Raw genomic sequence first — 25,705 nt, 5'->3', positions numbered from 1 at the left:
TGCCGTCCCGCCAGCGCCGACTTTCAGCTCACCTCGACGCAGCGGGCGCTCTCGAAATCCGCGCCGCGATCGATCAGCGCCTCCAGTTTGAAATGACGGGTGATACGAGCCGTCCAGACTTCCATGATGCGCCCGGCCTTGAAGCCGCCGGGCGGCAAGATCAGTGAGAGGGGCTGCTGCACAGCGCTTACGGCCGGCAGGACGAAGCCGGGCCGATACGGATCCGGCGTCGCCATCACGCCGGTGCGCCGGACGGCAACCGGCTCCGGCCGGCCGGGGATGAGCTGGATGCCTGCGACGAGTTCATTGCCGCGCCGCTGCGTCCAGCGCACTACCCCGAGCATGAATTCACCGGAGCCGGCCGGCTGTACCGCGACCAGCTGGCCAATCGCGAGCCGCCCGCCTTCGCGCTCGATCGGCCGCGTAAGACAAAGCCCCCCGTCGGACCGATCCGACAGGCCCCAGTCCTCGGCGACCGTCCAGCTTTCGGTCTGGAACCCCAATTCCCGGCTGGTCTCTTCCAAGAATTCGACCGTCTCGCCTTCCAGCATCGCCACCGTTTCGCGCTGCCGTCGCAGCGTCTCCTCCGACAGACTGCCCGGCGGTCTGAATGGCTTGCGGCCCGAAAGGTAATAATGGATCGCGTCGCCCCCGGCCACGAACCGGCAATGACCGCTCAGCGGATGGCGGGTGTAGCGACGCTGCACACCTCCCTTGACCCAACGCGGATAAACGCGTTGCAGCACTTCGAGCGTGGCAGGCATCGTGCAATCCTCGCCCAGCCCGAGACTGGCCGGCGTCATCCCCGGATCATTTTTCGCCAGCAGCACGATGCGTTTTTGCATGCTCAGGCGCAGTGCGCTGGTCTCCAGCCAGCGCGCACCGGGGCCGCTATGTGGCAAATAGCTGGGCGGCGCATCCTGGGCGAGATCGACGCACAGCGGCAATGCCGCGTCCAGCGGCGGGACCTCCGCCGACACTTTCAGCTTTACCGACCACTGGCGCGCCCAACGCATCACCCAGCGCTGCTGGCGCGGGGTCAGTTCGTGCAAGCCGGCGGTCGCCAGCAACGCCAGCTCGGCATAGGCCATCGTCGGCGACACGGGGCGCGCGCCAGCCTCGCTGTGGAAGGGATCGGTAACGGGCGCGTGCACCACGCCAAGCGTTTCGGCACTCGAATAAAGCAAATGGGCGAAGCGCCACAGCGACGCATCCGCCTGCCAACCGCCGCGCGTCAGGTCGGCGAAATCGACGATCAGGATCGCCAGGGCACGCTCACAGACGAGGGCCGCCTTGGGCAGAAAACCCGCATCGCCGCGCAGCACGACCTCCAGACAGCGCAGATAGCCGATCAGCGCCGCCTGCCAAAGCGCATGGGTCGTTTCGAGCGCCGTCTGCTCGATCGGCGCCAGGGGTAACGATTTGCCGCTGAAAAGGCTTGTGCTCTCCTCCTGCACGAAACGCAACGGCGTTTGCAGGGCTTCGAGCAGTTCCAAACGCAGCGGGGCCGGCAGCGTATAGCCGTTCAACAGCCGCAGCTCGTCGAGCAGCATTTTTTGCGCCAGTGAGGGATTCGCCATCGGCAGGCGGTCGATCCACTCGCGGCAGGCTGGCAGCGTGCTGAAATGCGGCACAGCCGCCGTGCTGGTCGGCGGCAGATCGAGGGCTGATGGCATCGCAGGGTTCACGCCGAATACTCCAGCACCCGGCGCAGGGCACCGCTCAGTGCCTCAGTGGAAGGTTGCGCCCGCCGGGGAGCAGGGCGGCGAGCCGCTTCCCAGATGGGCGCCGGGAAATGGCTGTCGTCGCGCCAGCGCGGGATGACGTGCCAGTGCAGATGCGGCACGACGTTGCCGAAGCTGGCGAGGTTGATCTTGTCTGGATGCATGATCTCCCGCACCGCCCTTTCGGTGGCCAGCACCACGGCGAGCAGATGCTGGCGATCCGCTGCCGGCAGATCGCTCATCTCGGCGACATGGGCGCGCCAGACGACACGACAGAAGCCGGGAAAAGCCTCGCCTTCCGCACCACCGACACGGATGACGCGGCAGAGCTCATCTTGCCAGAGGAGTTCTCCGCCGGGTGACTGGCACAGCTCGCAGCTAACCATTTTTTGAGAATAGCATAACCCTTTGCCGCGGCAGGCTGACTACGCTGGCAGCCTTCATGACTGCCGCCCGTCTTTTTGCCACGTTTACTGTTTTTCCGCCCATCTGCTCGGCACATCTGTAAGTTCCCGTGCTCCCGCTTCGAGTATGATTTTCCGACCATGCGGTTTCTTCCGTTTTCTCCCTTCGTTCTCGCACGAGTCGGGCAATGAGTCCTGGTGGCTGGTTACTCGTGATTCTCGTCGGGCTTGCCTTGGCGGGAAGCATCGCTTTGTATCTGCATCGCGCACACCTCGCCCGCGAGAAAGCGCGACTCGAAGCGCACGCCGCTCCACCGCCGAAGCAATATTGGGGGAAACAGCTGATCGTCCCCACCCACGGTCAAGTCTGTCTTGCTGCCAAAGAGCTTGCCGACCGGCGCTTCAAGTTCGACGAGGCGCCCCACCTGCCGCTCGCGGATTGCACCTGCAAGTTCGACTGCCGCTGCAGCTACAAGCTGCTCGAAGAGCGGCGCAGCGGCAAGGAACGCCGTGAAGGCTTCGATCGCCGCCCCGTCGTACGTTACGACCCAGACAATCCACCCCGCCGTAGCGGCCGCGACCGGCGCAAGGGCAAGGATACGCCGTTCAACGATTACGTGATCTGAATCAGTGGCCGGGGCTCACTCGTCCCGAATCACCACTTCGCCACGCAAGGAGTGCGGCAGCGCCGCGGTGATCTTCACATCGACGAACTGGCCGATCTGACGCGGGTTGCCCTTGAAGTTCACGACACGGTTGTTCGCGGTGCGGCCCGCGAGTTCGTTGGCATCTTTTTTGGCGCGGCCTTCGACGAGCACGCGCTGCACACTGCCGACCATCGCCTGGGAAATCGCGAACGCCTGCTCCTCGATGCGCTTTTGCAGCCGCGCGAGTCGCTGCGACTTCACTTCCTGTGGCGTGTCGTCAGCCATCTCGGCGGCGGGCGTGCCCGGCCGCGGGCTGAACAGAAAGGAAAAACTGGTATCGAAGCCGATCTCCTCGATCAATGCCATCGTCTTTTCGAAATCCTCGGCCGTCTCGCCGGGAAAGCCGACGATGAAATCGGAGGAGAGCGAAATATCCGGCCGCACGGCGCGCAGGCGGCGCACGATCGACTTGTATTCGAGCACCGTGTAACCGCGCTTCATCGCGGCGAGCACGCGGTCGGAGCCGGACTGCACCGGCAAGTGTAAATGCGAGGCGAGCTTCGGCGTCGTTGCATAGACGTCGATCAACCGCTGGGTCATCTCGCGCGGATGCGACGTGGTATAGCGAATGCGCTCGAGCTGCGGAATCGCCGCGAGCGTCTCGATCAGGAAGGCGAGATCGACCGTATCGCCTTCGGCGGTTTCACCACGATAGGCATTCACGTTCTGGCCGAGCAGCGTGATTTCCTTCACGCCCTGGGCAATGAGCGCCTGGACCTCGTTCAGAACGTCTTCGAGCGGGCGCGAGACTTCCTGACCACGTGTGTAGGGCACGATGCAGAAGGTACAGAACTTCGAACAGCCCTCCATGATCGAGACAAAGGCGCTCGCCCCCGCCTCGCCCTCGACACGCGCGGCTGGCAGGCTATCGAACTTCTCGATCTCGGGAAAAGAGACATCGACCTGCGGCTTGCCCGAGGCGCGCCGCGCGGCGAGCAATTCGGGCAGGCGATGCAAGGTCTGCGGGCCGAAGACGAGATCGACGTAAGGCGCGCGATCGATGATCGCATCGCCTTCCTGGCTGGCGACACAACCGCCCACACCGATCAGCAGCCCTGGGTTTTTCTCCTTGAGCCGCTTCACCCGGCCGAGTTCATGGAACACCTTCTCCTGCGGTTTTTCGCGCACCGAGCAGGTGTTGAGCAGGATGATGTCCGCTTCCTCGGGGTCGTCGGTCTTGACCGCGCCTTCCGCGCTGGCGAGCAGATCGGCCATCTTGTCCGAGTCGTACTCGTTCATCTGGCAGCCGAAGGTACGGATGAAGACTTTCCTGGGCATGGGCAAGGGCTTCGCTGAAAGGGGGCGGATTTTATCAGTGCACGCCATCGACGTTCCGCTGCAGCCAGAATTCCAGCAGTGCTAGGTGCCAGAGCTTGCTGCCCTGGATGCGCGTCAGGTGCTTTTCCGGTTCGGCGAGCAATTTTTCGACGTAGGCGCGTTTGTAGAGGCCTCGCTGGCGGCAGGCCTGGGAATCGAGGATGCCGCGCATGAAGTCGAGGAATTCGCCACGCACGTATTTGAGCGCCGGCATCGGGAAGTAGCCCTTCGGCCGGTCGATCACGCTGTCGGGCAATAGGCCGCGCGCGATGGTCTTCAGCACATGCTTGCCGCCGGATGCGAGTTTAAGTTCCGGCGGCATCTGCGCGGCGAGCTCGACGAGCGGATGGTCGAGGAAGGGCACGCGCGCTTCCAGCCCCCATGCCATCGTCATGTTATCGACGCGCTTGACCGGATCGTCGGTGATCAAGAGCGTCGCCTCGGCGCGCAGCAGCTGGTCGATGAACGTGTCGGCAAACGGCTCGGCCAGCTTTGCGGCGAGCAGCTCCGAGGTCACGTCACCGACCTGGTAGTTCGCCCGCAGCATCTGCGCAAATTCGGCGTGATCGCGGTCGAAGTAATGACGCTTGAGCCGTTCGACATACGGCCCGGTTTCGGCCGCCATCTTCGCATGCCAGGAATAGCCGGCGAACACTTCGTCGGCGCCCTGGCCGCTTTGCACCACCTTGACGGTGCGGCTCACCTGCTCGGCCAGCAGATAAAAGGACACGGCGTCCTGGCTCACCATCGGCTCGGCCATCGCGTCGACCGCCTCGGGCAGACGCTTGAGCACCTCGCTGTTGGGAATCGCATACTTGTGGTGGCGCGTGGCGAAATGATCGGCCACCGCATCCGAGTATTCGAACTCGTTGCCGCGCTCCTCGGGCGCATCCTCGAAGCCGACCGAGAAAGTCATCAGATCCGGCACCCCCTGTTCGGCCAGCAGCGCGACGAGCAGCGAGGAATCGAGCCCGCCCGAGAGCAGCACGCCGACTTTCACGTCGGCGATGTCGAGATGGGTTCTTACCGCGTGCCGCAGGGCGGCGTGGAGCGCCTCGGTCCATTCTGCCTCGCTCTTCGCCACTGCGGGCCGCTGAGCGCGCAACTGCCAATAGCGCCGCTCGAAAGTGCGTCCAGCCGTGTCGATCGTCAGCGTCGTGCCCTGCTCGAGTTTGCGGATGCCTTTGAGGATCGTAAACGGCGCCGGCACCGAGGCATGCAGCATGAACTGATGATGCAATGCGACCGGATCGAGGTGGGTGTCGATGTCGCCGGACGCCAGGAGTGCCTGGGTATTCGAGGCGAAACGCAGGCACCTCGCCGTGCGCGCGAAGTAGAGCGGCTTGATGCCGATGCGGTCGCGCGCCAGGAAGAGCTGCTGGCGCTGCATGTCCCAGATCGCGAAGGCGAACATGCCGGTCAAGCGCTCGACGCAAGCCTCGCCCCATTCGGCATAGGCACGTAAGACAACCTCGGTATCGCCATCGGAAAAAAATTCATGACCGCGCTGGATCAATTCGTGGCGCAGCTCGGGATAGTTGTAGATCGTGCCGTTGAAGACCAGCGCCAGTCCTGCCGCGGCATCGACCATCGGCTGGTGCGAGCGCGCGGAGAGATCGATGATCGCCAGCCGGCGGTGGCCGAACGCCACCGGGCCGGACGCCCAGTAGCCTTCGCCGTCGGGCCCGCGTCGCGCCAGGCACGCGCTCATGCGCGCGAGCGTCGCCGGGTCGGGCGCGACGCCGTCGAATCTCAGCTCACCGGCGATGCCGCACATCGCTATTCTCCGAGCAAATGGAGGACCACCTCGCGCCGTTGCGGCCGGGTGCGATGTTCCCACAGATACACGCCCTGCCAGGTGCCGAGCACGGGTTCGCCGCCCATGACGGGAATGGATAGCGAGGTCTGCGTCAGCGCGCTGCGGATGTGGCCTGACATGTCGTCCGGTCCTTCGTTGTCGTGACGCCAGCCGGGCTGGCCGTCGGGCACCAGCCTGGCGAAAAAGGTCTCCAGATCGTGGCGCACGTCAGGATCGGCATTCTCCTGGATCAGCAGCGAAGCCGAAGTGTGGCGGCAGAACACCGTCAACAGACCGTCATCGAGGCCACTGGCACGCACGAAGTCGTCGATCTGTCGGGTGATCTCGATGAGACCCCGGCCGCTGGTGCGGATTTCGAGCGTCTTGGCGGCTTGTTTCATCCCCGTGTCTCCAAGGCAAGACGCACACCCAGGCCGAGGAACAGCACGCCGGTGGCCTGGTCGAGCCGGCGGCTGTGCTGCGCGAGAAAGCCGCCGATCGTGCCGGCGAACCAGCCGATGAGGCCGAACACCACGACCGTCTGTGCCGCAAAGAGCGCGCCGAGCAGCGCGGACTGGGCAGCGGCATGGGCACTGCCGGCGCCGACGAACTGCGGCAGGAAGGCAAGGAAGAACAATGCCACCTTCGGGTTGATCGCATTGGCGATGAAGCCTCGGCGCAGGTAGGTCGAAAAGGGCGTGGCGTCCGCGCTACGCACACCGGCGGCGAACTTCGCACCGGGGCTTTGCAGCGCCTGCCAGCCCATCCAGCACAGATAGGCCGCGCCGGCGAGCTTGAGCACTGTGAAGGCGGCGTTCGATGCGGCGAGCACGGCCGAGATGCCGAGGCTCGCCCACAGCGTATGTGTGAAGCAGCCCAGCGCGCAGCCGAGGCCGAAGCCGATACCGGCACGGCGGCCACGCGAGATGCCGAGACTCAGCACGGCGAGGTTGTCCGGTCCCGGTGCCAACGTGACGAGCACGGCGGCGAAGAGGAAAGCGAAGATCTGGGCACTGGTCAGGTCGAAGATCATGGCTGGCATTATCAGGCAAAATGTCCGCTCCGCTGCCACGAGGTCGCATCATGCCCCACCTGTTCGAACCGCTCGCGCGCATCCGCCGCGAGGCCGGCATCCCGACCGCCGCGGTCGGCCTGATCACTTCGCCGCAGCAGGCCGACCACATCGTCCGGAGCGGCCAGGCCGACCTGGTGCTGCTCGGCCGCGAAAGTCTGCGCGATCCCTACTGGCCCCTGCACGCCGCCCAGGCACTGGGCCAGACCATCGCCTGGCCGCGCCAATACCTGCGCGCCGCACCCGTAGGCGCCCCGGCACGCTGATGTTTCTGCCCGCATCGTCGCGTGCCTGGGGTACACCCGACTTCGCTGCCGTGCTCAAGGGCGAGCTGGCCGCGCAGGCCGCCGAGCTACCGCTGCAACAGGCGCTGCGAAGCACCAGCACGGTGACCGACGAGCCGCCGACCGTGCTGTTGCTGGCCGCATGCGCCGATGCCGAATGCATCACCGCGAAGGTCGGCATCTTCTTTTCCGGCATCCTCGCCGGCTGCTCCTGCGCCGATGATCCGACGCCGATCGAGCCGCAGACCGAATACTGCGAGCTGGAGATCGAGATCGACCGAATCAGTGGAAGGGCGCGGGTGAGCTCAGAGTAGGACGCGCTCGATGCCGCCCGCGTTGGCGGCAGCGACATAGCGGTCGAGCCAGTCCGGCCCAAGGATGTGGCGCGCGAGTTCGACGACGATGTAATCGGCCTCGATCGGCACGTCCTCGCGGTAACGCGCCAGCCCTTGCAGGCATGACGGACAACTCGTCAGGATCTTCGTCGTCACCGGTGACGTCTCGCCAGCGCCGAGTTTGGCGATGCCGGCGACGATCTCCTCCTGCTTGCGGAAGCGCACCTGCGTCGACACGTCGGGCCGTGTCACCGCCAGCGTACCGGATTCGCCACAGCAGCGGTCGTTGAGATCGACGCGGCTGCCGAGCAGCCGGTTGGCAACCTGTGTGCCGTTGTAGAGCTTCATCGGCGTGTGGCAGGGCTCATGGTACATATAGCGCGTGCCGGGCACACCGTCGAGCCGGATGCCTTTCTCCATCAGATACTCGTGGATGTCGATGAGCCGGCAGCCGGGGAAAATGCGCTCGAATTCGTACTTTTCGAGCTGGTCGAGGCAGGTGCCGCAGGAAACGATCACGGTCCTGATGTCGAGATAGTTGAGCGTGTTGGCGACGCGATGGAACAGCACACGGTTCTGCGTCGTGATCATCGTGCCCTTGTCTTCCTCTCCGGCGGAAGTCTGCGGGTAGCCGCAGCAGAGGTAGCCCGGCGGCAGCACGATCGTCGCCCCGACATGCCAGAGCATCGCTTGCGTGGCGAGCCCCACTTGCGAGAAGAGCCGCTCCGAACCACAGCCGGGGAAGTAGAACACCGCTTCGCTGTCTTCCGCGGCGCGGTTTGGGTCGCGGATCACCGGAATCGTCGCGCCATCCTCGATGTCGAGCAGCGCGCGCGCCGTACGGCGCGGCACATTGGCCGGCATCGGCTTGTTGAGGAAATGGATCACCTGCGCCTTGACCGTCGGCCGGCCGAGCGAGGCGGGCGGATGGCGCACCGTCTCCTGCGTCAAGCCGAACGTCTTGGCCATGGCGTGGCCCAGCCGCTGCGCCCGGTAGCCGAGATCGATCATGCCGCGCTTGAGCAGCCGGATGCGCGCGGGATCGGTGGCGGAGAGGAAGGCCATCGCCAGTTTCGTGCCGATCGACGTCTTCTTCTTGCCGGCGCGGCGCAGGAAATTGCGCATCGCGATCGAGACGTCGCCGAAGTCGATGTCGACCGGACAGGGCTTGAGGCAGCGATGGCAGACCGTGCAGTGGTCGCCAATGTCGCCGAATTCCTCGAAGTGCCTGAGCGAGATGCCGCGCCGCGTCTGCTCCTCATACAGGAAGGCCTCGATCAGCAGGCCGACGCCGAGGATCTTGTTGCGCGGGCTGTAGAGCAGGTTGGCACGCGGCACGTGCGTCGAGCAGACCGGCTTGCACTTGCCGCAGCGCAGGCAGTCCTTGACCATGTCGGAAATTTTGCCGATCTCGGACTGCTCCATGATCAGCGACTCGATGCCGAGCAGCGCGAACGACGGCGTGTAGGCGTTGGCGAGATTGGCGCCGGGCAGGAGCTTGCCTTTGTTGAAGTGCCCTTGCGGATCGATGCGGCGCTTGTATTCGCGGAACGGTTCGAGCTCCGCGTCGGCAAGATAGTCGAGCTTGGTGATGCCGATGCCATGCTCGCCGGAAATCACCCCGCCCAGGGATTTCGCCAGCGCCATGATGCGGTCGACGGTTTCGCTGGCCGTCTTCAGCATCGCGTAATTGTCGGAATTGACCGGGATGTTGGTGTGCACGTTGCCGTCGCCGGCGTGCATGTGCAGCGCGATGAACAGGCGGCCGCGCAGCACTTCCTGGTGGATCGCCTCGATGCGCGCGCGTGTCGGGGCGTAAGCATCACCCGCGAAGATTTCTTCGAGCAGCGGCTTGAGCTCGGTCTTCCAGGACACGCGCAAACTGTGATCCTGCAGCGCCGGGAAGTGGGTGTCGAGGTCGTCGAGCAGCCCTTGCCAGCGCGCGCGCACCTCGGCGACCGCGGCGAGCGCCAGCTCGCGCCGCTCGCCGATCAGCGCCCGGCCGGAAAGCCCCGCATCGCCGACGTGCAACGGCAGATCCCCACTTAGGAATTCGCTGAGTGCATCGCACAGGGCGAGCTTGTTGGCGATCGACAGCTCGATGTTCAGCCGGTCGATGCCGTCGCAATAATCGCCCATGCGCGGCAGGGGGATGACGACGTCCTCATTGATCTTGAAAGCGTTGGTATGGCGCGAGATCGCCGCGGTGCGGGCGCGGTCGAGCCAGAACTGCTTGCGCGCCTCGGGCGTGACGGCAATGAAGCCCTCGCCGCCGCGCCGGTTGGCCATTTTCACCACTTCCGAGGTGGCACGCATCACCGCATCTTCGTCTTCGCCGACGATGTCGCCGAGCAGCACCATTTTCGGCCGGCCGTGGCGCTTGGCCTTGGTCGCATAACCGACCGCCTTCACATAACGTTCGTCGAGATGTTCGAGGCCGGCGAGCTTCACCCCCGCCGCCAGCCCGGCGCCGCCGGGCTTGAAGTAGTCGGTGATCTCGACGATGGCAGGTACCGCATCGCGTACCTGGCCGAAGAATTCGAGGCAGACGGTGCGCTGCACCGGCGGCATCTTGTGCAGGATCCACACCGCCGAGGTGATCAGACCATCGGTGCCCTCTTTCTGCACCCCCGGCAGGCCGGCGAGGAACTTGTCGGTGACGTCCTTGCCCAACCCGGTCTTGCGAAAGCGGGTCCCAGGGACTTCCAGGGTCTCCTCGCGCTCGATGCTGCCGTCGTCGGCGAAACGACGGATGCGGAAGGTCGCCGTCTCCTGCTCGTGGATCTTGCCCAGATTGTGATTGAGGCGCTCGACCTCGAGCCAGCGGCCCTCGGTGTCGACCATGCGCCACGAGGAGAGATTGTCGAGCGCGGTGCCCCACAACACTGCCTTCTTGCCGCCGGCGTTCATCGCGATGTTGCCGCCGATGCAGGAAGCATCGGCCGAGGTCGGATCGCAGGCGAACACCAGGCCGGCTTCTTCGGCGCGCTCCATGACCCGGCGCGTGACCACGCCGGCCCCGGTGCGGATCGTCGCATAGGGGCGATCCAGCCCCGGCAGCACGCGTTCCTCGACCGGTCCCATGTCGATCAGCTTCTCGGTGTTGATCACCGCCGAGCGGGGATCGAGTGGCACGGCCCCGCCGGTATAACCGGTACCGCCACCACGCGGGATGATGGTCAGCCCCAGCTCGATGCAGCCGCGCACCAACGGCGCGATTTCTTCCTCGCTGTCCGGCGTCAGCACGACGAAGGGGTATTCGACGCGCCAGTCGGTCGCATCGGTCACATGGGCAACGCGGCTCAGACCGTCGAAGCAGATATTGTCGCGGCGTGTGTGGCGCGAAAGGCGCTCCATGACGCGCCGGCGCAAGCTGGCGGTATCGTCGAACCAGCGCGCGAAATCATTCACCGCCTTGTCTGCGGCGGTGAGCAGTCGGGCCACCTCTTCATTGCCCTGGCGGCGCTTCTCGATCTCGGTCAGCCGGTGGCGCAACGCGCCGATCAGTGCCTCGCGCCGCGCCCGGGAGGTGAGCAGGTCGTCTTCGAGATAGGGGTTGCGCCGCACCACCCAGATGTCGCCGAGCACCTCGTAGAGCATGCGCGCCGAGCGCCCGGTGACACGCTGGCTGCGCAGCGCGTCGAGCACCGCCCACATCTCTTCGCCGAGCAGGCGGATGACGATCTCGCGGTCGGAAAACGAGGTGGTGTTGTAGGGAATTTCCCGGAGGCGGGCGGTCATGGCATCGGCTTTCGCTGCAAGGCAGCAAATTCTAACTGATCGTCTGCAGGGGAACGGGCATCAGCCGGCCGCCGCCCAGAGCAGCACGGTGTAACGCGCCCCCTTGCCGAGGGCCATCCACAGCAGGCAAGGCAGCCAGTGAAGGCGCAGCCAGCCGGCGGCGCCACACAGCACGTCGCCGATCAACGGCGCCCAGGCGAACACGAGCAGCGGCGCGCCATGCCGCCACAGCCAGACGACCGCGCGTGCCGTTTTGTCAGCGCCGACTTTCTGCGGCAGCCAGCGCCCCAGCGCATAAGTGGTCATACCGCCCAGCGTATTGCCCAGCGTCGCCAGCAACAGCGCGGCAGCGGCCTGTTCGGGATGACCGAGCACGACGGCGAGAAACACGGCTTCGGAGCCACCCGGTAGCAGCGTCGCGGCGAGGAAACTGGCGAGCAGCAGGCCGGCGAGGCTCGCCTCGGGAGTGAAGAGAAACGCCATGCCGCATGTTACTCTTGCGCAAAACTCTCATGACCCCGCACCCATCATGGATTACCTGGAAAGAATCCTCAACGCCCGCGTCTATGACGTCGCCCTCGAGTCGCCGCTCGAATTCGCCCCCAACCTCTCCGCCAGGAGCGGCAACCGCGTGCTCTTGAAGCGCGAGGACATGCAGCCGGTGTTCAGCTTCAAGCTGCGCGGCGCCTACAACAAGATCGCCCACCTGACGCCGCAGCAGCGCAAGCGCGGCGTGATCTGCGCCTCGGCCGGCAACCATGCCCAGGGAGTCGCGCTCGCCGCGCAGAAACTCGGCATCCGCGCAGTGATCGTGATGCCGGTCACCACACCGCAGATCAAGATCGACGCGGTCGACAAGCGCGGCGCCGAGGTGGTGCTCTTTGGTGACAGCTACGATGCCGCCTATGCGCACGCACGCGAGCTGGAAAAACGCGAGAAGCTCGCCTTCGTGCATCCCTTCGACGATCCGGATGTCATCGCCGGTCAGGGCACGATCGGCATGGAGATCCTGCGCCAGCATCCCGACCCGATCGACGCGGTGTTCTGCTGTGTCGGCGGCGGCGGGCTGATCTCCGGTGTGGCCGCCTACATCAAGCGGCTGCGGCCGCAGACGCAGATCATCGGCGTCGAAGCCGCCGATGCCGATGCAATGGATCGCTCGCTCAAAGCTGGCAAGCGTGTACGGCTCGATCAGGTCGGCCTGTTCGCCGACGGCGCGGCGGTGAAGATGGTCGGCGAGGAGACCTTCCGGCTGTGCCGCGAATATGTCGATGAGATGGTGCTGGTCGATACCGACGCGATCTGCGCCGCGATCAAGGATGTCTTCGAGGACACGCGCTCGATCTTGGAGCCCGCCGGCGCCTTGGCCGTCGCCGGCGCCAAGGTCTGGGCGGCGCGGCACAAGGCCCATGGCAAGACCCTGGTGGCCGTCGCCTCGGGCGCCAACATGAATTTCGACCGGCTGCGCTTCGTCGCCGAGCGCGCCGAGGTCGGCGAACAGCGCGAGGCGGTGTTCGCCGTCACACTGCCGGAAAAACCCGGCAGCTACAAAAAGTTCGTCTCGCTGATCGGCAACCGCAACATCACCGAATTCAATTACCGTTACCACGACCCGCGTGCAGCGCACGTCTTCGTCGGCATCCAGGTGCATCACCGCGCCGAAGCGACCAAACTAGCCGAGCTGTTGCGCCGCCACGGCTACGCCACGCTCGACCTCACCGACGACGAAATGGCCAAGTCGCACGTCCGTCACATGGTCGGCGGCCACGCCCCGCAGGCGAAGGACGAGCTGCTCTACCGTTTCGAATTCCCCGAACGTCCCGGCGCGCTGAAAAACTTCCTCGACAAGATGAGCGCCGGCTGGAACATCAGCCTGTTCCACTACCGTAACCACGGCGCCGACACGGGCCGCGTGCTGGTCGGCATGCAGGTGCCGCCCAAGGAGATGCGCGAATTCCGCGCCTTCTTGAAGAACCTCGGCTATCGCTATTGGGACGAATCGGCCAACCCGGCCTACCGGCTGTTCCTCGGTTGAGGGCGCAGAAATGGAAAAGCCAGCGCGCGGCTGGCTTCCTGAAATGGTGGTGCGAGGCTTACTACCGAAAACTCGCTATTGGGGCCGATGAGCACTGCTGCGGTTGGTTATCTGCCCCGTTCGGCCGTCAAGCTCCAAGCAGGCGACGCGCCAAGAGTGACTGCATATCCCGTCGGCCGTCGGCGATCACGTAGATATAAACCTTCTGCGCGATGACACGGTAGATCACGCGATAGGGCTTGAAGGCGGTCTGCCGATATTCCCGGATGCCGAGCGCCGCAAGTTCCTTGGGATAGGCACCGCGCTCAGGAAAGGTTGATAGACTCTCGACGACTTCCAGTAGCCGATCCAGCACGTGGTCGGCATTGACCTTGCAATCAAATTCTGCGATGTAGTCGTAGATCGACTCCAGATCCTGCTCGGCCCCCTCGGTCAGCAAGACCTCGTATTTGCGCCCCGCCATTACTCGGCTGCCTGTTTGGCCCGCAATCTTGCGACAACCTCACCCACGGGCTTGACCTTGCCCGCTTCGATCTGTGCATTGCCGAGCGCGAGAACTTTCAGCAGCGCCAGCGTCTCCTGTGTTTCCTCGAAGGAGGCGACGTCCTGAATGACCGCCTTGGCCTCCCCGTTCTGGGTGATGACCAGCGGCTCCCGCCCCTCGGTCAATTGAGCCAAGACTTCGGCAGCGTTTGCCTTGAGGTAACTGATGGGTTTGACTTGCGATGAGTAGCGCATGACCTGACGCCTTGATCCAACAAGGACTCAATATAGTCTTTATTCAGTCCTGTTGCAACAATCGATCAATCCCCTCCTGCACCCAACCAAAGCCCAGATGTTCCTGCTCCAGCCGTAGTCCTTCACGGATACGGTTGTCGCGCAGGTCGTTGTACAGGCTCAATTCCTCCGCTGTCAGTCTGGAGAGATCGCCCCGTTGTGGCTTGTCTTCCCGTCCCCAGAACGCCCTGTGCGCCTCGAGCGTGGCGCGATCCATGAGTAACGAGCTCGCGTGACTGAAGTGACTGCGCAGTTGATCGAGGATGGCAAAGCCGTGGGTGTCGATGTCACCCCAATAGTGGATGGCGCACTGCGTCAGCCAGCGCGCCTGGGCGAGCGCCTCCCAGCCGTAGCCGGCGCCAAAGATGACGATCGCGCCCGGCACGGGAGGGAAGGCCAGGAAGTTGATTTCGTTTTCCGTGATGAATACCCGCCGCGCATCGATCGCCAGCCGGCTGAAACTGCCGGCGTCCAGCGTGATATCCGGACAGGGCGCGCCGGCCACGAGATGAATGGCGGGATCGAGGATGCGCAAGCGAATCCGCGCCGGTTTGTCGAGAAACCCATAGCGGGCGGCAAACTGCGCAACACCCGTCTTGGTCGTGTCTACGCTGTCCGCAGGCAAGGCCAGATCGAGCAGCTCGGCCAGCACGGCGCGATGGGTCTCGATGAACTTGCTGTGTATGCCAGGCAAATCCACCTGACGCAGATAGACCGCTGGCCGGGGGTGCTGCTTGACCCAGTCGACCACGGCCAGCAACCGGGGCCATTCACCCGCCAGTTCGAGCGCCTGCAAGGGCCGCTTTCCCAGCCAGGGCAACAGGAAGGGGTTTTGCTGCCGGGTCATCTCGACGAGGCTTGCAAACCGATCCCACTCGCAGCGCCTGCCGAGCCAGACGAGTGCGTCTTCGAGCGAGTCGATCCAGCCGGCTGCGGGAAGCCTTTGCGTTCCTTGCACGCGGTGGCGTATCTCCTGCCATTCCAGGCGCAAGGGGCGGGCGTTGGCCAACTCCGCCGCCCAGGCGCGCACGGCATCAAACCGCTCGGTGAGGTCTCTCGATGCCGGGCCCTTGATGGCAAGCCGCAAGGGAAAACGGCTGTTGTAGGTCACGAAATCGCGCAGAAGCTCCCCGCGTTCCCACAGCCGCACGAGCTGCGCTTTCAACTCCTTTGCGGTCGTCCACGTCACTGTGCGGAATCCTTAAGCAGACTGCGGCGCCACGGCCTCGCGGGCCTTTTGCGCGCGATACTCTGCGATGGACAGGTTACGCAATTTGGAGGCCCGGCCACCTTCGTTGTGCACGAACCCGACGCTGGACACGAAGGGCTCGATGATGTGGAGCTTCTGTAGTGGCGTGACGATCAATAGCTGCAAGTTGAGTTTGCGGAACAGTTGCAACGCGTATTGCGCCGACTCGTCCGAGCCGCGCCCGAACGCCTCGTCGATGACCACGAAACGGAAGGAACGCGAGCGCACCGCCCCCCATTCCAGGCCGAACTGGTAGGCGAGGCTGGCGGCGAGGATGGTGTAGGCCAGTTTCTCCTTCTGGCCGCCCGATTTGCCGCCCGAATCGGCATAGTGCTCGAATTCCGTGTCGTCTGCGCGCCAGCGCTCGCTGGCCGAGAACAGAAACCAGTTGCGCACGTCCGTGACCTTCGCGGTCCAGCGCCGGTCCTGTTCCGACAAGCCCTCCCGGCCACGAAAGCGGTCGATGATCGCCTTGACCTGAAGAAACTTGGCTTCGGAATACTGGGCGTCGTCCGAACCGGTCAGCGCGCCTTCGGTGCAGGTGCGCAGATCGCGCTGGAAGTCGCGGATCTCGGCATCGGGGCTCGCCTGCGATTCCAGCACGATGTAGCGCCCGGGGTTGTAGTCGATTTCCGCGAGCGACTTGTTGATCTGGGCGATGCGTTCCTTGATCGTTTCGCGCTCGCGCGCCAGCTGGGCATTGAAATTGGCGATCTCGTTGATGGTATTGACGTTCAGCAATTCCTTGAAGCGCGTCTCGAAGCGTGGCAGATCATCGCGGTTGAGCCGTGTCAGCAGGTTTTCGTACTCGAAGGCGGCTTCCAGGCTGGCATCCATCTCGGCCGTCTCGAGCTTGAAGGTTTCCTTGAATGAGGCCATCGCCTTGATGATCTTCTCGGCCAGGCGTTTGAGCTTCGAGTCCTCGGCATCGATCCGACCTTGCAGCCGGGCGCGCACTTCCTGCTCGCGGTTGTCGCAGGATTCCACGGTCAACGGGTGCTCGCCGAGGACCTCGGCCCGCATGGCCTCCAAGGTAGTCGACAGCGTCGCATCGAGGGTGGTGTCCTGCACCAGCAAGGCCGTCTGCTGGCGCAGTTCCTGGGCATCCGTGCGACGTTGCTCCACCTTGGCACGCCGCTCGCGCGCCGATTGCAGCGCCCCTTCGCTGCCCTTGAGCGTCTGCTGCATTTCCAGCAGGCGTTCATTCAACTGCTTGAGGACATCGGATGCCTGCGCAAGCTTTTGGCGCTCGTCTTCCAGTGCCGCGATCTCCATCGCCACGCTGGCCCAATCGATTTCCTCGAAGCTCGAAAACTCTTCTAAGCGGGAGAGCGCATCCAGTCTGGACTGCAGTCCCTTGCGTTCGGCGTCGATTCTCCCGATCTCACCGCCCAGCGCGCCGAGTTGGTTCTCGAGCCGACGATGCTCGTCTTCCAGCGCGGCGATCTTGGCACTGTTGCTCCAGCCGAGCACATAGCGGCTGCGATCATCGATGCGGTGCCGGTCGTCCTTCTCATGCCGGCCGGTCGGATCCTTGATCTGGCCTGCGCGGGTGATGGCGCGCGTTTCGCGGCGAAACTGCTCCTGTGTCGTGCAACAGGCCACATCAAAGCGATGGGCGAGCTCGCGCTCCAGCCAGTCGTAGTAGAGCGAATCGGGCTTGAGGGCGAGCTTCCTCACCAAGGAGTCGGGGTGCAGTTGCGGCAGATCGCCGGTTTTGCGAGGGCGGACGTGGAAATAGACCAGACGCCCGCGCAGGTGGTGGTTGTCCACCCACTGGGCCACCGCCTTGTAGTAGGCATCCGGCACCAGCAATGATAGCCCGAAGCTGTGCAGCAGCCGTTCTGCCGCACCCTCCCAGTCGCGATCCTCGTCGCGCACCTGGATCAGCTCACCTGCGAAGGGCATCTCATCCGCATCGAGGCCCAGCGCGTCGCACAGGGCGGCGCGTATCTGGATCTGCTGGTCGTCGATGTTGCTGCGCCGGCGTTTGAGACTGCCGATTTCCGCCGTCAGGCGCTCGTGCTCGAGCTTGCCCTGCCGCAGGCTCACGCCAAGCTCGGTCAGCGCGTTTTGAAGGTCGGCCTCGCGGTTTTGCAACGCTTCCCGCCACGCCCTGAACTGCGTCCGCTGCGCGGCAAAAGCCGCTTCATCGCCAGGCACGGACTCACCCAATACGGCCGTCAGCTCGCGATAACGCTCCGCCTTGGCCTTGCGTGCGTCGCGCAGCTGCTCTTTCTTGCGGATCTCGGCAGCAAGTCGTTCAAGACGGTCGCCGCCATTGTCATGGATGGCCTGCTTGAGCTCATCGACCTGCCGGGCCTGCTGTTCGCGCACACTCTCCAGCCGCCGCACCTGCCCATCGAGCTTGTGCCACTCTTCATCGAGCAGCGCCAGACGTTTGTCGAGCAGCCCCAGTTTGAGGCTGGCAAAGTAGGGGCGTAGCGCTTCGCGGCATTGCCGCAGATGATTGACTTCGTTTGCCAGTTCGTCATGGCGCTTGCAGTCGGCCACCAACGGCGTCAGCATTGCCACCTGCTGCTTGGCCTTGAGCACGGCCTGATGGGCGCGGTTGAGATCGTCGAAGTGGCCGATCAGCGCCTGGATGCGCGGCGCCACCTCGAACGGCTCCAGCATATGGTTGCGCACGAAGTCGGTCAGATTGCCCACCGACTTCATCGACACCGTCTGGTGAAAGAGCTCCAACGCCTGATCGTTCTCGATGCCGAAGCGGCGCCTGAACCACGCGGCATAGGGCGGAAAGCTGTCGAAGAGTTCGACGCCCGCCCCGCGCAGTCGCTTGCGCAGCGCGGCGATATCGGCGCCGAAATGGGCAAAGTCCTCGGCGATCGACAGGCTGCGCTCGGCCCCGACGAAGAACCGGGCTGGCTGGCCTTGCGGCTCCTTCATCCAGAACACCTGCGCCAGGCTCACCGTCTGGTCGTACCCCGCGTTGTGGAACACGCCCAGGATGACGGAATAGCTGTTGTGGTCGCGCAGGGAGACGGGTTTGGCCATACCCGTGACCTCATTCCGTTCCGATTTGTAGTGCCCCAATACATAGGAACGCAAGGTCCGTTCCCGGCTGTCCGCCCCGGCGGCCTTGTTGTAAGCGATGCGCTGGGCCGACACCAGCAGCGTGGTGATGGCATCCACCAGCGTGGACTTGCCGGAACCGATGTCGCCGGTGAGCAGGCCATTCTTGCCATTGAGTTCCAGTGTCCACACCCGGCCGTCGAAGGTGCCCCAGTTGAACACCGAAAGCCGCATGAGACGAAAGCCCGACAAGCCATCGTTCGCCGCGAAGTCCAGTTCCAGAGACTCTGCCTCACGCATCGCCTGCCTCCTTGCGTGATGCCGCACCGGACAGGGCGGTTTGATAAGCCGCCAGGCGGGCATCGAACTCGGCCAGCCATTGCGCATCGACAAAAGCTTTCAGGATGCGCCGCACCTCGTAATTGGCCTGCCCAGCCAAGCCACCACTCGCAGGCTTGAGTTTGCGTAGAAAGCCGAGCTCCACCACCTTGTTGATCGTGGTTTCGATCTGGTCGATCAGTTTGGCCTCGTTGGGCCCATCCGGCAGAAAAACCCGCACTAGCTCGACGATCTGATCCCGCGACAGCACCAGACGCGTATCACCGCCGCTGGCATCGAATTCGGCCAATTTCTTGCGCAGCAAGGCCAGCAGAAGACTCACGGGAAACGACAGGGGGCGGCGCGCGATGAGGCGTGGCAAGCGCGGTGACGGATCATCCTCCGCGGGCTCCGGGCGGCTCTTCAGAAAGGCATAGCCCTCCGCCTCATCGAGCACCAGTTCCAGATTGAGAACCGCCACGTAGTCCCGCACACGCGCCTGCAGGTTCAGCAATGCCGCCCATTGGCGCTCATCTTCCTCCCGGTACTGCACGCCCTTGAGCAGCCCGATCAGCAATGCAGACAAATCCGGGTCGGGTGCGGCCGCGGTCATTGCGCTGGTGAAGTCCTGTTCCATCCCTGTTGAATTCCCCGTTTCGTTCTTGAGGTCAGCGCATGAAAATCACCCGGGGCAGCCGCGCCATCCGAATCACGGCTTCGCCCTGGTCGTCTTCTGCCTGCCACTCTATGACTTCCGGCGTGTCCTCATCCACTACGGCGTTGAAGGCATCGCTGCCCAGTTGCAGGTAGGCCACCAGCTCCGCCAGGCCCTGCTGCAGGGGCTGTGCGGCCACCAGTTCGCGCAGCGTGATCTGCGCCCTACCTTGCAAGGCGTGGCGGATGTGACGGGTGAGCCTCGCTTTGTCTACCACCACCTGATCGAACAAGGCGGAGGAGTCGATGTCCTCGTCTCCTGCCAGCAGCGCCAGGTTGGCAATGACCGGTTTCACCGCCGGCGTAAACAACGGCCGCTCCATCACCAGTTCGATATCGGCGCACGCCTCGGCCATCTCCATCACGGCACCCATCGGCGGCGTATCTCGCAGCGCCAGGGCCTTGCTCTCGATGCCGTGTAGGATATCCATGATGCGGCGGTTTTCCAGCCAGGCCTGGTCGTCGAGAAAGCGGCGCAGTTGTTGCGACAAGGCCGCCACCGTGCGCTGAGTATGTTCGCCTGCCTCCAGCCAGTCGTAATGCACGCGGCGGATACGGGCATCGGGCTGCAAGGCCGCCACCGCCGGCAGCTCGAGCACCCGTTCCAGCAACTCGGTCAACTCCTCCTGACGACGGCTGGAGAGCAGGAAATCCCAGAACGCGCGAAAGCTCTTGCCCTGATCGGAATCGGCAATCGCATCGCGCTCACCCATGATCTCTTCCAGCAGCGCTCCCTTGCCGCCCTCCCACAGCGCGATGCGCTCGCGCACGTGGCGGTCGAGCTGACGAAAATTGTGCTCCACCTCGCGAAAGTCGGCGAGCAACTCACGCGCGCCCTGCATGAACTGCAAAAAACGATCCTTCAGAGCAGTGTCATCCAGCAGTGGCACATCGCCGGCCTGCACGCGAGCAATCTCGGCTTCGATTTCGTCGCGTTTCCTTTGCAGCTCGGCAACGCGTTTGGCCGGGTCGGCCTCGCTGCCCTCGCTCATCTGCTTGAGCAGGTCGAACAGCGTGAGCAGACGCGATTCGGTGCCGACGAACTGCCGTTCGGAGAGCTGCGCCAGCCAGGCGATCGCCTTCTCGGTCGCGGGCGTGAGGTCGAATTGTGCCTCGTCGGTGCCGGGCTTGTAGAACTTGCGCAGCCAGCCCTTCTCAGGCGACGCCCAGTCATTGAGATATTCCTGCGCCGGCTTGGGAAACGCGGCTTCGCCGAGTTCTTGACGCAAGGCGTAGAGCTCGTCCGCAAGCCGCTCGACGAGATCGGCCTCGCTGATCACGCGCACATTGGGCTCGACGAACACCCGGTGCAGGAAGCTTGCCACCAGCGGCGCATGATCCGAGCGTAGCAGACGCCAGGCGGGATGATGGGCGCGCAGGGCATCGAGAGTGGCAAAGTTCAATGCCATCGTCGGGAAATTGAAATCTGACATTTCATCCCCCCGATTCAAAGAAGTGCCGTTTCCAACTTCTGCTTCCGCTGCTCCCAATCCGGCATCACCCGCCCAAGCAGCTTGAAAAAACTGGCGTCGTGATCACGGTGCCGCAGATGGCACAACTCATGGGTGACGACGTATTCGATGCAGGCGCGCGGCGCCCTGACCAAATTGACATTCAGCGTCATGCTTCCCGTCTGCGAGAGGCTGCCCCAGCGCGACTGCATTGCCCGGACGATCAGACGGGGCCGTGGATGCCCCTTGAACCTGATGAGGCACTGGTCGAGAACCTCGCTGAAGACCCGCCTGGCGTGGTCGAGGTACCAGCGGTGCAGCATCGTCTTGACGCGCTCCGGATCGGGAATGCCGGGCATCGTCACGCATAGCTGGCCGCGCGTCATCCGGACCGATGCCGTCTCGCCAGCGCCGACTTTCAAGCGATACTGCCGTCCCAGGTAAAGATGCGTCTCGCCGCTGACGTATTGCCGCTGCGGCGTGCGGGGGCTGTAACGCCGGAAATCGGCTATCTGCCGGCTGATCCACGAGGCGCGCTTGCGTACCCGATCTGCAATCACATCTTCCGTGCAACCCACCGGCGCCCGGATCACGACTCGCTGGTCGGGATGCACCTCGATACCCAGCGTCCGCCGAGTTGGCAGGAAGCGCACTTCGTAGCGGATGGTCTCGCGACCGTATTCGATCATGCCGACCACGGTTTTCATGCCGCCATCCGGTGGCGTGCGAGCTGCATCGTCTTCTCGATGATCTCGTCCATCTCGGCAGTGGTCAGGTCGACACCTTGCCGCCCTTTCACTTCGTCATAGAGGTAGTCGTCGATTTCATTCATCGTGCGCCGCTGGGCATCGAGATCGTCCCAGTAGCCCACCTTGCGATTGTTCAGGAATACGTCCCACACGGATTTGGCTGCCTCGGCGGCGATTTGCCTGGCCTGCGCTGCATCGCTAACGTGTGCCGCGACAAACGGCTGGAGCAAGCCATAGACCGCCGTCGCGTCCTCGTCGCCGGCAATCGCCGCCGGCAGATCATCGGATTTCCGCTGCACCACCGCGTCCTTGATATCGGTGACGCGCTGCAGGTATTCCAGGTCGGTGATGCGCTTGGCCCGGTAGTCGTCGATGGCCTGCTGGATCAGCTTGGAGAACTTCTCATAGAACGCCGGATCCTGCGCCAGCCGTTCGGTGATCGCCCGTTTCGTGGCGTGGGCGATGATGTCCGCCTTGGCGCCCGCGCCCTTGCCAGCCCCTTGCTCCTCGACCACCTTCTGGAAGGCCTGCCCGTCGAAGATGTTCACCGGGGCGTTGAGGCGCACCACCTCGCTGGCCGTGATGTGGGTGTCGAGCAGTTTCTTGATCCTGGGCTCGAAGTCGCGATAGTCGATGGACTCGGAGTAGCGCAGCCTGACCGCCGCCTTGAGATTCACGAAGCGCTTGAGATCGTTCTTGTAGGACTGAATGCGCTGCGCCGGCGTCTGTCCGATGAACTGCTCGCTCGACAGGGCGACGGCGAGGGTCTTGGCGAATGCCGACAGGCGGTCGTAGAAATCGCCCCGCAACTTCTCGTCGGCCAGCAGCGCCTCGAAGGCTTCCTCGTCCTGCCGGCTCCTGACCGTCTTGAAGAGGTCCCACAGGTCGGCATGCCGCTGCGGCAGTTGCTTGATTTCATCGAGGATCGAACTCAGCGCGCCGCGCAGATCGGATTCATCGTAGCCCTCCAGTGCGCTATAGGTGGTCAGCGCCTCGTCCAGTTCGCCGAGCACGCCGACGTAATCGATGATGAAGCCGAATTCCTTGGCCTTGGCGCCGCTGTCGTCCTCGTACAGGCGATTCACGCGGGCGATGGCCTGCAGCAGGGTGTGATCCTTGAGCCGCCGGGCCAGGTACAGCACCGTGTTGCGCGGGGCATCGAAGCCGGTGAGCAGCTTGTCCACCACGATCAGGATTTCCGGCTCGTCGCCGAACTTGAAGGCATTGACGATCTGCTTGTTGTATTCCTCCTCGGAGCCGTAGCGCTTCATCATGCGCTGCCAGAAGGCCACCACCGCGTCGGTCGATTCCTCGGCATCGACCTCGTCGAAACCCTCGCGCTCATCCGGCGGCGAGATGACGACCTCGCTGCTGACCTCGCCCAGTTCGTCGAGAAACGCCTTGTAGCGTAACGCCGCTGCCTTGTTGGGCGCGACCAGCTGCGCCTTGAAGCCGGTGCCCTGCCAGTTCTGCTTGTAATGCTCGTTGATGTCGAAGGCCCGCATGTAGATGACCTGCTCGGCCTTGTCGAGCATTTCGGCGCGGGCATACTTCTTCTTCAGGTCGGCCTTCTGCTGGTCGGTCAGCCCCTGGGTGTGCCGCTCGAACCACACGTCGATGGCGCTCTGGTTCTGTTCCAGCTCCACCATCCGCCCCTCGTAGAGCAACGGCACGATGGCGCCGTCGGCCACGGCCTGGTCGATGGCATAGGTATGGATGATGCCGCCGAAGCGCGACACGTCGCTCTTCTCGCGGGTCAAGAGCGGCGTGCCGGTAAAGCCGATGTAGCAGGCGCGGGGGAACATCTGCCGCATCCGCGCCGAATAGCTGCCCAGCTGGGTGCGCTGGGTCTCATCCACCAGCACGAAGATGTCGGGCGAGTCGTCGGTGAATTTCTTGAAGTTGAGCGCCTTGTCGAACTTGTGCACCAGGGTGGTGACGATGTGCGCCTTGTGGTCGGCCACCAGTTCCATGAGATGCCGGCCGCTCTCGGCGCGGTCGGGCGAGAGGCCGCAGGCGGCGAAGGTGTTGCCGAGCTGCTTGTCCAGATCCACCCGGTCGGTCACCAGCACGATGCGCGGATGCCTGATCTCCGGGTCCAGCGCCAGGGCGCGCGCCAGCATCACCATCGTCAGCGACTTGCCGGAACCCTGGGTGTGCCAGACGATGCCGCCGCGCCGCCTGCCCGTCTCATCCATCTGCTTCACCCGGGCGACGATCTCGCGGATGGCGAAATACTGCTGGTAGCGCGCGATCTTGCGCACGCCGCCATCGAACACCGTGTATTGCCAGGCCAGATCGAGCAGCCGCTCGGGACGGCACAAGGCATAGAGCGCCCGATCCTGTTCCGTCACCTGCCGGCTGACCACGTAGGGCGCCGGGTCTTCGCGCACGCCCAGTTCCTGGAAGGCGCTGTCGAACAGCGACGCCTTCACGCGCTCCGGCAGCGGCTTTTCCAGCAAGGGCTGGAGCACCGCATCGGAAATCTCTTCCTTCCACTTCGACCAGAACTTGGCCGGCGTGCCGGTGGTGGCGTAGCGCGCGTCGTTCTTGTTCAAGCCCAGCACCATCTGCACATAGGTGAACAGGCGCGGAATGTACTCGTCGCGCTGGTTGCGGATCATCTGCGAAATGGCCTGCCCGACCTCCACCTTCGGCGACTTGCACTCGATCACGGCAAAGGGGATGCCGTTCACGAACAGCACGATGTCGGGCCGCACCGTGTCGTAGCTGCGCGTGCGCTCGACGGAGAACTCGGCGGTGACGTGATAGACGTTGTTGGCCGGATTGCGCCAGTCCACATAGTTGAGCGTGAAGCTCTTCACGTCGCCCTCGATGGACTGCTCCAGCGCCACGCCCAGGGTCAGCAGGTCGTAGACGGCCTCGTTGGTCTTCTGCAGGCCGTCGTACTTCACGTTCTTCAGCCGCTGGATGGCGCTCTGGATGTTCTCCTCGGAAAACAGCCAGGTCGCGCCCTTGTGCTGGATGCGGTTCAGCTTCTTCAACTGCTCGCGCAGGATCTCCTCCAGCAGCACGTTGCCGGCACGGCCACCCCGCGCGGCCAGCGCCTCGGCGGGCGTCAGGTACTCGAAGCCGAGATTGACCAGCACCTGCAGCGCCGGAATCTGCGAGAGGTATTTCTCGTCGAAGCGGAAGCTGTCCATGCTCGCCCCTCACAGCAAACTATGCAGCGCATGACGACTGGCAACGAAGTCAATGCGAGCCTTGATGAGCTTGTCCAGTTCCGAGCCGTCCGTGTATGTGGCCGAGGCTACAGCGTGGACACGGCCATCCTGACGATATTTCTCCGCCTTATCCTTCGCGCCTTTTTTCCCCGGTGGGTACACGGCAACGGACAGCCCCCCTTGATCCTTGATCAAGCGGAAACAGGGGATGTCCGTGGAGCCATCGCCGATGAAGACCATGTGCTCGAACGGCACGGGGCGCTCGTCCTTGGGGACGAACCTATTGACCGAGGCGTTATCACTGATGTCCTTGATGCCTTTGTTGATGCGAAAGAGAAACTGGGTCTTGGTGGTGTAGTTGATGGCGAGTGCCGGCCACTGCGCGACGCCATTGACATCGAATAGATATTTGGAGGCATAAACCGCCTCGAATTCCTTGGCAATGGGTGTGCCGGCAAAGATCTCCTCATTGCCTGAAGAGATTAGATAGTGCTTTAGCTCCACGCCTTTCGTCTTTGCATACGCATTCATTCGGCCGAACCATTCCTTCACGCCGTCGAATAGCTCGATGGACTTCCCCCTAGCCTTGAAATCTTCACGCCGAACTGGCACGTTTGTGGCGGCAGCCTTGCGCAACATCAGGTTCATGTAAACCAGAACCTCGTCTGCCTGATGCTCCTGTGCGACGTCATGCACTTCCTTCCAAAAGTCATGAGGCTTGATACCAATGTCGGGCAGGAACTGATGCTCCTGCATGTTTCCGGGAGCGAGCGTGCCATCAAAGTCATAGGCGATGGCCATTCGGGCTT

At 63.8% G+C, this 25,705-nt stretch carries 21 protein-coding genes; 4 read left to right on the top strand and 17 right to left on the bottom strand.

The window, feature by feature from the left end; genetic code table 11:
• Positions 1-23: 23 nt before the first annotated feature.
• Positions 24-1,688 (bottom strand): hypothetical protein, encoded by a 1,665-nt coding sequence (locus tag M52SOB_RS01425; protein ID WP_131110172.1) that lies wholly within the window; start codon positions 1,686-1,688, stop codon positions 24-26.
• Complete coding sequence (locus M52SOB_RS01420) at positions 1,685-2,110, bottom strand: HIT family protein (RefSeq protein WP_131110170.1); 426 nt, start codon at positions 2,108-2,110, stop codon at positions 1,685-1,687. Before M52SOB_RS01420 ends, M52SOB_RS01425 begins: the two co-directional genes overlap by 4 nt.
• A gap of 206 nt (positions 2,111-2,316) precedes the next feature.
• Here M52SOB_RS01420 and M52SOB_RS01415 point away from each other — a divergent pair, with 206 nt between their 5' ends.
• The gene (locus tag M52SOB_RS01415; RefSeq protein WP_131110168.1) at positions 2,317-2,754 is read left to right on the top strand and encodes a hypothetical protein; all 438 of its coding nucleotides are present in this window, start codon (positions 2,317-2,319) and stop codon (positions 2,752-2,754) included.
• A gap of 15 nt (positions 2,755-2,769) precedes the next feature.
• On the opposite strand, the gene miaB is transcribed toward M52SOB_RS01415, so the two are convergent.
• Genes miaB through M52SOB_RS01395 form a run of 4 tightly spaced genes read right to left on the bottom strand, consistent with a single transcriptional unit; the run spans position 2,770 to position 6,983 of the window.
• Positions 2,770-4,113 (bottom strand): tRNA (N6-isopentenyl adenosine(37)-C2)-methylthiotransferase MiaB, encoded by a 1,344-nt coding sequence (gene miaB / locus M52SOB_RS01410; RefSeq protein ID WP_131110166.1) that lies wholly within the window; start codon positions 4,111-4,113, stop codon positions 2,770-2,772.
• Positions 4,114-4,147: 34 nt separating this feature from the next.
• On the bottom strand, positions 4,148-5,929 hold the full coding sequence (locus tag M52SOB_RS01405; protein ID WP_131110164.1) for an N-acetylglutaminylglutamine amidotransferase: 1,782 nt from the start codon (positions 5,927-5,929) through the stop codon (positions 4,148-4,150).
• 2 nt (positions 5,930-5,931) lie between these two features.
• The gene (locus M52SOB_RS01400) at positions 5,932-6,351 is read right to left on the bottom strand and encodes a secondary thiamine-phosphate synthase enzyme YjbQ (protein WP_131110162.1); all 420 of its coding nucleotides are present in this window, start codon (positions 6,349-6,351) and stop codon (positions 5,932-5,934) included.
• Complete coding sequence (locus M52SOB_RS01395) at positions 6,348-6,983, bottom strand: LysE family translocator (RefSeq protein WP_284155148.1); 636 nt, start codon at positions 6,981-6,983, stop codon at positions 6,348-6,350. The genes M52SOB_RS01400 and M52SOB_RS01395 overlap by 4 nt, the downstream gene beginning before the upstream one ends.
• Positions 6,984-7,033: 50 nt before the next feature.
• On the opposite strand from M52SOB_RS01395, the gene M52SOB_RS01390 reads away from it, so the two are divergent.
• Positions 7,034-7,288: an oxidoreductase gene (locus M52SOB_RS01390; protein ID WP_284155147.1), complete on the top strand. Its 255-nt coding sequence runs from the start codon at positions 7,034-7,036 to the stop codon at positions 7,286-7,288.
• Positions 7,288-7,620, top strand: a complete 333-nt coding sequence (locus M52SOB_RS01385) for a hypothetical protein (RefSeq protein WP_131110155.1) — start codon at positions 7,288-7,290, stop codon at positions 7,618-7,620. Before M52SOB_RS01390 ends, M52SOB_RS01385 begins: the two co-directional genes overlap by 1 nt.
• On the opposite strand, the gene M52SOB_RS01380 is transcribed toward M52SOB_RS01385, so the two are convergent.
• On the bottom strand, positions 7,612-11,382 hold the full coding sequence (locus M52SOB_RS01380; protein ID WP_131110153.1) for a DUF3683 domain-containing protein: 3,771 nt from the start codon (positions 11,380-11,382) through the stop codon (positions 7,612-7,614). The two genes, M52SOB_RS01385 and M52SOB_RS01380, sit on opposite strands and share 9 nt — an antisense overlap.
• A gap of 60 nt (positions 11,383-11,442) precedes the next feature.
• Positions 11,443-11,865 carry a YqaA family protein gene (locus M52SOB_RS01375; RefSeq protein WP_131110151.1) on the bottom strand — a complete coding sequence of 141 codons (423 nt, stop codon included), beginning with the start codon at positions 11,863-11,865 and terminating at the stop codon, positions 11,443-11,445.
• Here M52SOB_RS01375 and ilvA point away from each other — a divergent pair.
• Positions 11,864-13,417, top strand: a complete 1,554-nt coding sequence (gene ilvA, locus M52SOB_RS01370; RefSeq protein ID WP_172601718.1) for a threonine ammonia-lyase, biosynthetic — start codon at positions 11,864-11,866, stop codon at positions 13,415-13,417. The two genes, M52SOB_RS01375 and ilvA, sit on opposite strands and share 2 nt — an antisense overlap.
• A 127-nt stretch (positions 13,418-13,544) precedes the next feature.
• Here the strand turns inward: ilvA and M52SOB_RS01365 are convergent, their stop codons facing one another.
• The 9 genes from M52SOB_RS01365 to M52SOB_RS01325 are packed head-to-tail and all read right to left on the bottom strand — an operon-like array spanning position 13,545 to position 25,697.
• Complete coding sequence (locus tag M52SOB_RS01365) at positions 13,545-13,880, bottom strand: type II toxin-antitoxin system RelE/ParE family toxin (protein WP_131110147.1); 336 nt, start codon at positions 13,878-13,880, stop codon at positions 13,545-13,547.
• The gene (locus M52SOB_RS01360) at positions 13,880-14,155 is read right to left on the bottom strand and encodes a type II toxin-antitoxin system Phd/YefM family antitoxin (protein WP_131110145.1); all 276 of its coding nucleotides are present in this window, start codon (positions 14,153-14,155) and stop codon (positions 13,880-13,882) included. The genes M52SOB_RS01365 and M52SOB_RS01360 overlap by 1 nt, the downstream gene beginning before the upstream one ends.
• Before the next feature lie 43 nt (positions 14,156-14,198).
• Entirely contained in the window at positions 14,199-15,383 is a 1,185-nt protein-coding gene (locus tag M52SOB_RS01355; protein ID WP_131110143.1) for a DUF3322 domain-containing protein, read from the bottom strand.
• A gap of 12 nt (positions 15,384-15,395) precedes the next feature.
• Entirely contained in the window at positions 15,396-18,779 is a 3,384-nt protein-coding gene (locus tag M52SOB_RS01350) for an ATP-binding protein (RefSeq protein ID WP_131110141.1), read from the bottom strand.
• Positions 18,772-19,434 carry a DUF4194 domain-containing protein gene (locus M52SOB_RS01345; protein ID WP_284155146.1) on the bottom strand — a complete coding sequence of 221 codons (663 nt, stop codon included), beginning with the start codon at positions 19,432-19,434 and terminating at the stop codon, positions 18,772-18,774. The genes M52SOB_RS01350 and M52SOB_RS01345 overlap by 8 nt, the downstream gene beginning before the upstream one ends.
• Before the next feature lie 31 nt (positions 19,435-19,465).
• On the bottom strand, positions 19,466-20,944 hold the full coding sequence (locus M52SOB_RS01340; RefSeq protein ID WP_284155145.1) for a DUF3375 domain-containing protein: 1,479 nt from the start codon (positions 20,942-20,944) through the stop codon (positions 19,466-19,468).
• Between the two features lie 14 nt (positions 20,945-20,958).
• A complete protein-coding gene (locus M52SOB_RS01335; protein ID WP_131110139.1) occupies positions 20,959-21,669 on the bottom strand; it encodes a M48 family metallopeptidase in 711 nt (236 codons plus the stop codon).
• Complete coding sequence (locus M52SOB_RS01330; protein ID WP_131110137.1) at positions 21,666-24,875, bottom strand: type I restriction endonuclease subunit R; 3,210 nt, start codon at positions 24,873-24,875, stop codon at positions 21,666-21,668. The genes M52SOB_RS01335 and M52SOB_RS01330 overlap by 4 nt, the downstream gene beginning before the upstream one ends.
• A gap of 9 nt (positions 24,876-24,884) precedes the next feature.
• Entirely contained in the window at positions 24,885-25,697 is an 813-nt protein-coding gene (locus M52SOB_RS01325) for an HAD family hydrolase (protein WP_284155144.1), read from the bottom strand.
• Between the last annotated feature and the right edge of the window lie 8 nt (positions 25,698-25,705).

The organism is Sulfuricystis thermophila, from assembly GCF_004323595.1.
In the GTDB taxonomy this organism is placed as follows: Bacteria; Pseudomonadota; Gammaproteobacteria; order Burkholderiales; family Rhodocyclaceae; genus Sulfuricystis; species Sulfuricystis thermophila.
The sequence above is the reverse complement of the archived record's forward strand: the minus strand, read 5'-3'. Positions and strand labels throughout refer to the sequence as shown.

Bases quoted from the DNA above. Each gene is read 5' to 3' on its own strand.
- M52SOB_RS01420 (WP_131110170.1), bottom strand. From the start codon at position 2,110: ATGGTTAGCTGCGAGCTGTGCCAGTCACCCGGCGGAGAACTCCTCTGG.
- M52SOB_RS01415 (WP_131110168.1), top strand. From the start codon at position 2,317: ATGAGTCCTGGTGGCTGGTTACTCGTGATTCTCGTCGGGCTTGCCTTG.
- miaB (WP_131110166.1), bottom strand. From the start codon at position 4,113: ATGCCCAGGAAAGTCTTCATCCGTACCTTCGGCTGCCAGATGAACGAG.
- M52SOB_RS01405 (WP_131110164.1), bottom strand. From the start codon at position 5,929: ATGTGCGGCATCGCCGGTGAGCTGAGATTCGACGGCGTCGCGCCCGAC.
- M52SOB_RS01400 (WP_131110162.1), bottom strand. From the start codon at position 6,351: ATGAAACAAGCCGCCAAGACGCTCGAAATCCGCACCAGCGGCCGGGGT.
- M52SOB_RS01395 (WP_284155148.1), bottom strand. From the start codon at position 6,983: ATGATCTTCGACCTGACCAGTGCCCAGATCTTCGCTTTCCTCTTCGCC.
- M52SOB_RS01390 (WP_284155147.1), top strand. From the start codon at position 7,034: ATGCCCCACCTGTTCGAACCGCTCGCGCGCATCCGCCGCGAGGCCGGC.
- M52SOB_RS01385 (WP_131110155.1), top strand. From the start codon at position 7,288: ATGTTTCTGCCCGCATCGTCGCGTGCCTGGGGTACACCCGACTTCGCT.
- M52SOB_RS01380 (WP_131110153.1), bottom strand. From the start codon at position 11,382: ATGACCGCCCGCCTCCGGGAAATTCCCTACAACACCACCTCGTTTTCC.
- ilvA (WP_172601718.1), top strand. From the start codon at position 11,864: ATGCCGCATGTTACTCTTGCGCAAAACTCTCATGACCCCGCACCCATC.
- M52SOB_RS01375 (WP_131110151.1), bottom strand. From the start codon at position 11,865: ATGGCGTTTCTCTTCACTCCCGAGGCGAGCCTCGCCGGCCTGCTGCTC.
- M52SOB_RS01365 (WP_131110147.1), bottom strand. From the start codon at position 13,880: ATGGCGGGGCGCAAATACGAGGTCTTGCTGACCGAGGGGGCCGAGCAG.
- M52SOB_RS01360 (WP_131110145.1), bottom strand. From the start codon at position 14,155: ATGCGCTACTCATCGCAAGTCAAACCCATCAGTTACCTCAAGGCAAAC.
- M52SOB_RS01350 (WP_131110141.1), bottom strand. From the start codon at position 18,779: ATGCGTGAGGCAGAGTCTCTGGAACTGGACTTCGCGGCGAACGATGGC.
- M52SOB_RS01345 (WP_284155146.1), bottom strand. From the start codon at position 19,434: ATGGAACAGGACTTCACCAGCGCAATGACCGCGGCCGCACCCGACCCG.
- M52SOB_RS01340 (WP_284155145.1), bottom strand. From the start codon at position 20,944: ATGTCAGATTTCAATTTCCCGACGATGGCATTGAACTTTGCCACTCTC.
- M52SOB_RS01335 (WP_131110139.1), bottom strand. From the start codon at position 21,669: ATGAAAACCGTGGTCGGCATGATCGAATACGGTCGCGAGACCATCCGC.
- M52SOB_RS01330 (WP_131110137.1), bottom strand. From the start codon at position 24,875: ATGGACAGCTTCCGCTTCGACGAGAAATACCTCTCGCAGATTCCGGCG.
- M52SOB_RS01325 (WP_284155144.1), bottom strand. From the start codon at position 25,697: ATGGCCATCGCCTATGACTTTGATGGCACGCTCGCTCCCGGAAACATG.